The 7140-nt window shown below is 35.7% G+C and carries 8 protein-coding genes; 2 read left to right on the top strand and 6 right to left on the bottom strand.

The window, feature by feature from the left end:
- Positions 1 to 154: 154 nt before the first annotated feature.
- The 6 genes from L2748_RS22575 to L2748_RS22550 all read right to left on the bottom strand — a co-directional run bounded on the left by L2748_RS22575 (position 155) and on the right by L2748_RS22550 (position 6095).
- Complete coding sequence (locus L2748_RS22575) at positions 155 to 1414, bottom strand: TadA family conjugal transfer-associated ATPase (RefSeq protein ID WP_220783043.1); 1260 nt, start codon at positions 1412 to 1414, stop codon at positions 155 to 157.
- Positions 1415 to 1416: 2 nt separating this feature from the next.
- Positions 1417 to 2622: an AAA family ATPase gene (locus L2748_RS22570; RefSeq protein WP_220783042.1), complete on the bottom strand. Its 1206-nt coding sequence runs from the start codon at positions 2620 to 2622 to the stop codon at positions 1417 to 1419.
- Between the two features lie 2 nt (positions 2623 to 2624).
- Positions 2625 to 3008, bottom strand: a complete 384-nt coding sequence (locus tag L2748_RS22565; protein WP_220783041.1) for a hypothetical protein — start codon at positions 3006 to 3008, stop codon at positions 2625 to 2627.
- 92 nt (positions 3009 to 3100) lie between these two features.
- Positions 3101 to 4429: a type II and III secretion system protein family protein gene (locus L2748_RS22560; RefSeq protein WP_220783040.1), complete on the bottom strand. Its 1329-nt coding sequence runs from the start codon at positions 4427 to 4429 to the stop codon at positions 3101 to 3103.
- Position 4430: 1 nt separating this feature from the next.
- Positions 4431 to 5573, bottom strand: coding sequence for a hypothetical protein (locus tag L2748_RS22555; protein WP_220783039.1), 1143 nt, complete (start codon positions 5571 to 5573; stop codon positions 4431 to 4433).
- Between the two features lie 273 nt (positions 5574 to 5846).
- Positions 5847 to 6095 carry a Flp family type IVb pilin gene (locus L2748_RS22550; RefSeq protein WP_246616263.1) on the bottom strand — a complete coding sequence of 83 codons (249 nt, stop codon included), beginning with the start codon at positions 6093 to 6095 and terminating at the stop codon, positions 5847 to 5849.
- A 302-nt stretch (positions 6096 to 6397) separates the two neighbouring features.
- On the opposite strand from L2748_RS22550, the gene L2748_RS22545 reads away from it, so the two are divergent.
- Positions 6398 to 6685 carry a transposase gene (locus L2748_RS22545; protein WP_220783038.1) on the top strand — a complete coding sequence of 96 codons (288 nt, stop codon included), beginning with the start codon at positions 6398 to 6400 and terminating at the stop codon, positions 6683 to 6685.
- A gap of 59 nt (positions 6686 to 6744) precedes the next feature.
- The gene (locus tag L2748_RS24670; RefSeq protein WP_373317232.1) at positions 6745 to 6978 is read left to right on the top strand and encodes an IS3 family transposase; all 234 of its coding nucleotides are present in this window, start codon (positions 6745 to 6747) and stop codon (positions 6976 to 6978) included.
- The last annotated feature ends 162 nt before the right edge of the window (positions 6979 to 7140 follow it).

Raw genomic sequence — 7140 nt, 5'->3', positions numbered from 1 at the left:
ATTTTCAAACGCTACCAAGTTAATCACTTTTATTTGCGCATTTTTCTTCTTAGTATGAGAAATACCAATCCAACAATCTATCTGTTTTTTTCATAGGTATTCATCAACAAAATCAGAATGATACAGAATACTATCCCAAACAAAGAAAATATAATCATTCAAATAATGCCTTTAATTTATCTTGTAAACCAAAATAGCTCGCTCTTTCAAAAACTATTGAACGTTGGTTTAATCCCATTGAGGAAAACTCGCCTACAACCTCGTTCTCACTACCGACAGAAGTGGCTTTGTATTGGAAAACATCCTCCATAATTACTTGCTCTCCTTCTAAACCATATATTTCTGTTATGTTGATAACTTTTCTAGAACCATCGTGGAGTCGCTTAATTTGTATAATCAGATCCACAGCGCTTATTATGTTGCGACGGATAGCCTCAATCGGTAAGTTAGCCGTGGCCATCATAACCATGCTTTCAACTCTTGAAATCGCATCTCGTGGTGTATTAGCATGCAAAGTAGTCATTGAACCATCATGCCCAGTGTTCATTGCTTGCAACATTTCAAATGCTTCTCCTCCACGACATTCACCAATAATGACTCTGTCGGGGCGCATGCGAAGTGAGTTAATAACCAAATCTCGGGCTGTTACTTGACCTGTACCTTCAATATTTGCTGGACGAGTTTCTAGTCTAACCACATGTGGTTTCTGTAACTGCAATTCTGCGGCGTCTTCGATGGTAATCACGCGATCTGTTCCTTGTATATAGCCAGAGAGAGCATTTAATAAAGTAGTTTTTCCTGAACCTGTCCCCCCTGATATAACAATATTGCATTTACAAAAACATGCTATTGACAAAAAATGTGCCATTTGAGGTGTGAGGGCACCAAAACCCACTAAGTCATCCATCTTAATTTTTTGCTTCTTAAACTTACGGATCGAAATTGATGTTCCATCAATAGCTAGAGGCGAAACAGCAATGTTTACGCGACTGCCATCATGCATCCTTGCGTCACATAAGGGATTTGATTCGTCTACTCGGCGTCCCACATTCGAAGCAATGCGTTTGGCGATAGATAGGAGCTGTTGTTCATCAACAAAAGAAACAACCGACTTCTTCATTTTTCCATTTATTTCTATAAATACATTTTTAGGACCATTAATCAAAATGTCGGAAACATCTTGATTATCTAATAACACTTGCAAAGGACCATACCCTTTAAGCTCTGCGAGCATTGCGTTAACGATCTCTAATCGCCTAGATGAACTGACTTGAAGTTCTTTTTTAAGAATGAGCATATCAACAGAATTACTAAGTTGTAGAAGCAATTCATCTGCGGTTATTTCACTTAGCAATGTGGCATCTAATGCGTCAAAAATATCTGCTCGCAATGAAATATATATATTATTTGACATGTTCACTTCTTAAATATGGAAAAAATAGGTTTAGGCGAAATTTCTTTACCTGTGAGGGCAAGCACAATTTCCGCTAATGAATAGAAGTTTTTGTTCTTAGTTATACTTACCATTCCGCCTTGAAGTACGTTCTTATCAAATTCTTTGATATAGCGAAAACATATAGAAGAAGATGCCTTAATTCGTTTCTTGCTATTATTAACAGTCATTAAATAATCTTTTTCTGGGCGAGTTAAATTGAATACCGTTTGATATTTAATTCCACCTAATTTTTGAATCATCTGATTATATGCTCTTAGTGAGGGTATTGATGGTTCGCAAATTATGTAAACTCGATCGTAACGTTCTATATTAATTGCCAACCTCAATGAATCAAAAGAAGAAATAGGTACAGAGTCAATTATGAAGTTGTATTTACTTGCTATTTCTTCTGATAATTTAAATAACAGCTCAGAATGTTCATTAAGTTCTACATCTCGACTATCTAACGCGATAAAATCCAATTTGTCTTGTACATTTTGCACGTAGCTTTCTGCCACAACAGTATCTAAATCAAGTAGCTCCAGACTGCCTGTGTGTATCTTCGCTTTAAATTTTTTTAAACTTAAATAGACATCAGATACCATAGAGTACATATCATGCTCAACTAGCAGTACCTTTAAACCTGCTTTTGAAGCTAATGTATGCGCCAAAAAAGAGCTAAAACTCGACACCCCTACCCCGCCTTTAGTTCCAACGACCAGTATACGTTTAGCCGACCTTTCCGAGTGTCCGCGCAACTTAGATGTATTAGAGCTAGAACAGGCATTCCAGTTTAGGTTGGGCAGTTCTTTATTCCATAGAACATATATCGCGCCAGCTTTACTCATTTTGTTTTGTAGAGTTATGGAGTCGATATCACTTAGGATAATTAGATTTACGCCTACATCTAACAATGTTAACAACTGTTCAACACGTTCAAACTGTGTTGACGCATCAACGCCTATCATATCAATTATCACATTGGCATAATTTTCGGTAGTGTAATTAGATATATTCTCTTGGTCTAAGAATAAAGAAATTTCTAATGAATATACGCCCTCTGTTGCATATAACTGTGTAAAAGCTTCTGCTAAATCTTGATCTTTAGTAACGACTAAGTCTCGAAGCTCATTTGTTTCATTTTCAACGTTATTATTGAAAGTAAAGGGGGTGAACTTTGAAGTCATGATTAGTTATCTTTAATAGGTTGAACTAAATTATTATTATGGTTATACCTTATCGAACAACCAAAACTGTATGAACTGTGATTATTTATATTTAATGCACCACAATTGTATTGTTCAAAACTAGAAACGTATATTAGCAAGGGGGATCCTTTGCTTTTCTTTGTGTTAGATATGTAACGCACTCTCTTTTCAATTAGACCTAAAGAATCAACTTCATTCTTCAATTGCGTTGCAAAAGATTCCACTTCAGCTGGATAAATTATAATGAAATCAGATTCTGGGTAATTATTTCCAAGCTCCGATAACTTATCGATTAGTTCTGGAACAGAATACTCCCCGTTTTTTATGGGTAGCACTTTTGAATACAACTCATATATTTTATTCATCTCATCCAAAAATGAAGTCGGTGTCGTCGACGAAAAAAAGGCACAGCCCGGCAAACATAAAATTAGTAATATTATGGAATTATATCGTCGCACTAGTTAAATCCTCCATTATTTATTATATCTACTAATTCAGGAGAGGTTTGTTTATTTGAAAAATCTAAGAGTAAAAGTCTTTGAACTTCACTTGTTGGTCTCAATTTTGGAAGCCTAACACTTTCTGGAGCTACAGGTTCTACCAAGTTTACTGTCGCCACAATGATAAGTTCTGTTTTTATCCCCTTAGACCCAGTATTTCTAAACAATCCTCCAAGGAGTGGGATGTCTCCTAAAAAAGGAATTTTTGAAACTTGTTCGAGATTCTGGGAAGACAATAACCCACCCAGAATGAAACTTTGCCCATCTTTAAGTTGAACTGTTGTTTGAGCTCTGCGAGTTTTAAATGCAGGCACATTCATTGATGTACCTGTGGTTTTATATAACTCATCAAAAGAACTGACTTCAGGTTCCAAGGTAAGACGGATATTATTTTTATCGACCACTTTTGCAACCATTGATAAGAGCACGCCATATTCTTTATACTCGATGGTTATAGAATCTTTATTTTGAACCGCAATAGGAAGCTCACCCCCAACAAGAAAGCTCGCTTGCTCTCCTGAAAACACGGTTAGATTAGGTTCTGCGAGTACTTTACCAATAGACTCATCACCTATTGCAGCTATCGACGCGACAATATTTTGAGCCGAAAAGTCCAAAAGATTATTAGTAAACACCCCTTGTCCAGCATCACTACCATAAGTAACACCTAGATTTGTCAAAAATGCACTTGACACTTCAGCAAGTGTAATTTTTACATTAATTTGATTAATAGATATCACTTTTAAATTATTCAGTATACCATCAAAATAATATCTTTCAGTGTACTCTAAATCATCATCTCCCCACCCCTTAGCTTCATCTGTATGTTCAACTTTGTAATAAGAACGTTCAGAATTTTTATTTAACAGCAAACCAACTACATTATAAATTTCATTTTTCACTAGATAAGAACTTACAACACCATCTAGTATAACTGTATCAGAAGCATTAGTTATCTTGATATCTTCATTTGGAAATTTACTTTTAACAATGTCACTAATTAGATCTGTATTCATATTAACAATAATTGAATTCTTATAAACTTCTCTACCAGTTGAATCGAATGCAACTATCGAGCTAGTGCCAAAATCGCCACCATATACAACAATTGTTTTCGGACTAATTATCTTATAATCGGCAATGCGAGGAGCAGATATAAATACTGTCTCCGCGGGAGAAGATAAATAGATGGTTTTAGCCTCACCTTTACTAAGCAAAAGGTAATTCTCAGAATAAGAGGGAAATGAACAAACCAACAAAATAAGGATAAAAAATCTAAAAGACATGTTAAAGACTTCCTCGCAAAGCATTTACTGCTGGACCATTATCGTCAAATTTATTACTACTGAAGTTCCCTTTCATTTCTCCAGATTCAGTTAAATTTGAAGACAACACCACAATTAACTCCCCTGTTTTCTTTGCTGTTTCCAGCTTAAGAAGTGTCGCTGCATCCAATGCTAAGACTAGGCTATATGTAACCTCACCATTCATTTTTTGAGTGGGAGTTAAATGCAATACTCTAATGTCATTTGCAATAACCTTACTAACTGTTGATTTCGGAGTGTTACTTTTTGAATTATTGGGAGAGGTTACTAGTATAAAGCTTACGAAATCGTTTCGTTTAGCATAAAATAAACCACTATTAACCAATTCGGTTACATCAAACCAATAAGGCAATTCGTTTTTTTTCAAAAAAAACAAAGGAAAATCGAAATCATTAGGATTTGCAATCATGTCTGCGGTTAATAAAGTCCCCGCAGGATAATCATTTTTGTAAACAGCTTCGGATAAAAGCTCTGCTAGACCAAATCCAGCTGTTTTCGTCCTAAAACTTGTTACATTATTCGATAGTTCCTCGTAGTCACTTTTTGCAATCGGGTCTCCACGAGTGACTTGTCGAGTAAGTGTATATGTTGCAACATCGCTATCCCCGCTATTGATTAAGTTAGTCGTTAATAATAATTTAAGCTTGCCAGGTTCGAGCAACGCCCTTTCAATATTTAATATCTCTGGCAGAGTTAGTGCTAAAATAATATGGTAAGAAGGGAGGCGAGAGCTCTTGTTTTTTTCTGTTGATTCAAAAAACTTAAGGACTTTTGCCTGCGTTACTATAAATTCACTAGGTACTGAAGGGTGCGTTGCTACAGATGCAATACTAATGTAATCACCATTTTTGACCGTTAGAGACTTATTATTTATTTGCTCGCTAATGTCATACCAATAAGGCAACTCGCCTTCATTTAAAAAGCTAGATATGTACTCATCACTATCTATTGACACTATGTCATCAACCGTTAGATAACTATCTTTGGGCACATATCTAGAGAATATAGCCGATGATGTTAAGTTAATATCTGAAATAGGTGAAAAAGGAGTCGATTTTAAATCAGATTGTTTTTTAGTTTCAATTGTTAATGACTGTTTTTTCACTGCATCGCCTCTATCTGCAGAGTTCTTTAATTTGTACACACTAACAACTGGCTCTACAACAGTGGGAGTCTTTATTGGCTCTGAAGGTGTTGATAAACGTATAAATATGAATATAGATAATAGAACAATAATTACTATTAGAATAAAACGATATAACCGGTGCATATAGCTAACTCAAGCAGAAAAAAATAAAAAGGCATTTCCACAAAATGCCCTTTACATAAGTACATTATTACAAAAAAAACTGGAGGTTACATGCGGTGAATTATAACCTTATGGTGTTGGTACTGTTTTCGCGCCTGTTATATTTTCACTTACAGTGGACATTGCATCAGTCATAGCTGTCCCTAAATCCCCATTGGTGTACACAGCCAGTACGATCGCAGACATTGCGACAGCAATGATTGCATACTCAACGGCAGTAACTCCACGTTGATCATGGTAAAAACTGACTAATTTGTTTATAAGATTTTTCATAATTATTTCATTTTTCCGTTTAAAGTGAGTAATGACATCTGTCATTGTTTAAGGAACCTATTGTATATCTAATAGCCTACAAGGAATTGCAAAGCAAACCGTGTTAAAGCCTGTATTGATTTAGCTTAGATTTCCAATAAGTGAAGTTCTATCTTAGATAATGAACTATTACTCTTAGTTGTTCCAATTAAAAAAATTTATGCGCTTATTAATTTATTTTAGTTGTAAAGTGTTCTGCTCTAATCTAACCGGCTTTGTTGCAATACTCAATCTCTCTTGTCTTTGATCTGCTGTAATCAAACAGGACACTTTAATAATAGAATATAATCCAATAATTGAGGTGTTAAATGACAAAACGAACAAACAGAAATTACACGGCTGAGTTTAAACAAGAAGCCGTCGCATTAGTAACCGAGCAAGGTTATAGCGTCCCTAAAGCCGCAGTGTCTTTAGGTATCACAGATAAGTTGCTTTATAACTGGAAAGCCAAGTTTGAAGCAGAGCAATCAGGCGCTATTTTAAATGCTGATGAACGAGCTGAATTACTGAAGCTACGTAAGGAAATCAAAGAACTAAAGATGGAGAAAGAAATCTTAAAAAAGGCCAGCTCCCTCCTGCTTAGGGAAACGAAGTAACGTTTCAAACGATTAAGCAGCTATCGGCAGCGTTCCCCATAGTGAAGCTTTGTAAAATAATGAAGGTAAGTCGCTCAGCCTATTATGCTTGGCTAAATCGACCAGCAAAAATCATTACTGCTGTTCAGCTTCATTTATATCGAAGAGCTAAAGCAATATTCAAGCAAAGTCGAAATAGCTTGGGTTATCGAGAACTGCGAAAACGGTTATGCAAGGAGGGATTAAATGTCAGCGAATATGGCGTTAAAAAGCTGATGAATAAGCTTGGTTTGTTTGTCACGCATATAAAGTAACGACCAAGCGTAAACACAGTGATAGTGTTGCTGATAACTTGCTCAACCAAAACTTTAATCCTGTGGTTGCTAAGTAAGCGATCAATATAGGACGGTCTTGTCAGATTCTAATAAGTCTGCATTAGATCTGAGGTAAGCGGGTTGTCCGCAAACTTAGCCTTC

This window comes from Shewanella sairae, assembly GCF_023283535.1.
Classification (GTDB): Bacteria; Pseudomonadota; Gammaproteobacteria; order Enterobacterales; family Shewanellaceae; genus Shewanella; species Shewanella sairae.
The sequence above is the reverse complement of the archived record's forward strand: the minus strand, read 5'-3'. Positions and strand labels throughout refer to the sequence as shown.

Bases quoted from the DNA above. Each gene is read 5' to 3' on its own strand.
- L2748_RS22575 (WP_220783043.1), bottom strand. From the start codon at position 1,414: ATGTCAAATAATATATATATTTCATTGCGAGCAGATATTTTTGACGCA.
- L2748_RS22570 (WP_220783042.1), bottom strand. From the start codon at position 2,622: ATGACTTCAAAGTTCACCCCCTTTACTTTCAATAATAACGTTGAAAAT.
- L2748_RS22565 (WP_220783041.1), bottom strand. From the start codon at position 3,008: ATGAATAAAATATATGAGTTGTATTCAAAAGTGCTACCCATAAAAAAC.
- L2748_RS22560 (WP_220783040.1), bottom strand. From the start codon at position 4,429: ATGTCTTTTAGATTTTTTATCCTTATTTTGTTGGTTTGTTCATTTCCC.
- L2748_RS22550 (WP_246616263.1), bottom strand. From the start codon at position 6,095: ATGACAGATGTCATTACTCACTTTAAACGGAAAAATGAAATAATTATG.
- L2748_RS22545 (WP_220783038.1), top strand. From the start codon at position 6,398: ATGACAAAACGAACAAACAGAAATTACACGGCTGAGTTTAAACAAGAA.
- L2748_RS24670 (WP_373317232.1), top strand. From the start codon at position 6,745: ATGAAGGTAAGTCGCTCAGCCTATTATGCTTGGCTAAATCGACCAGCA.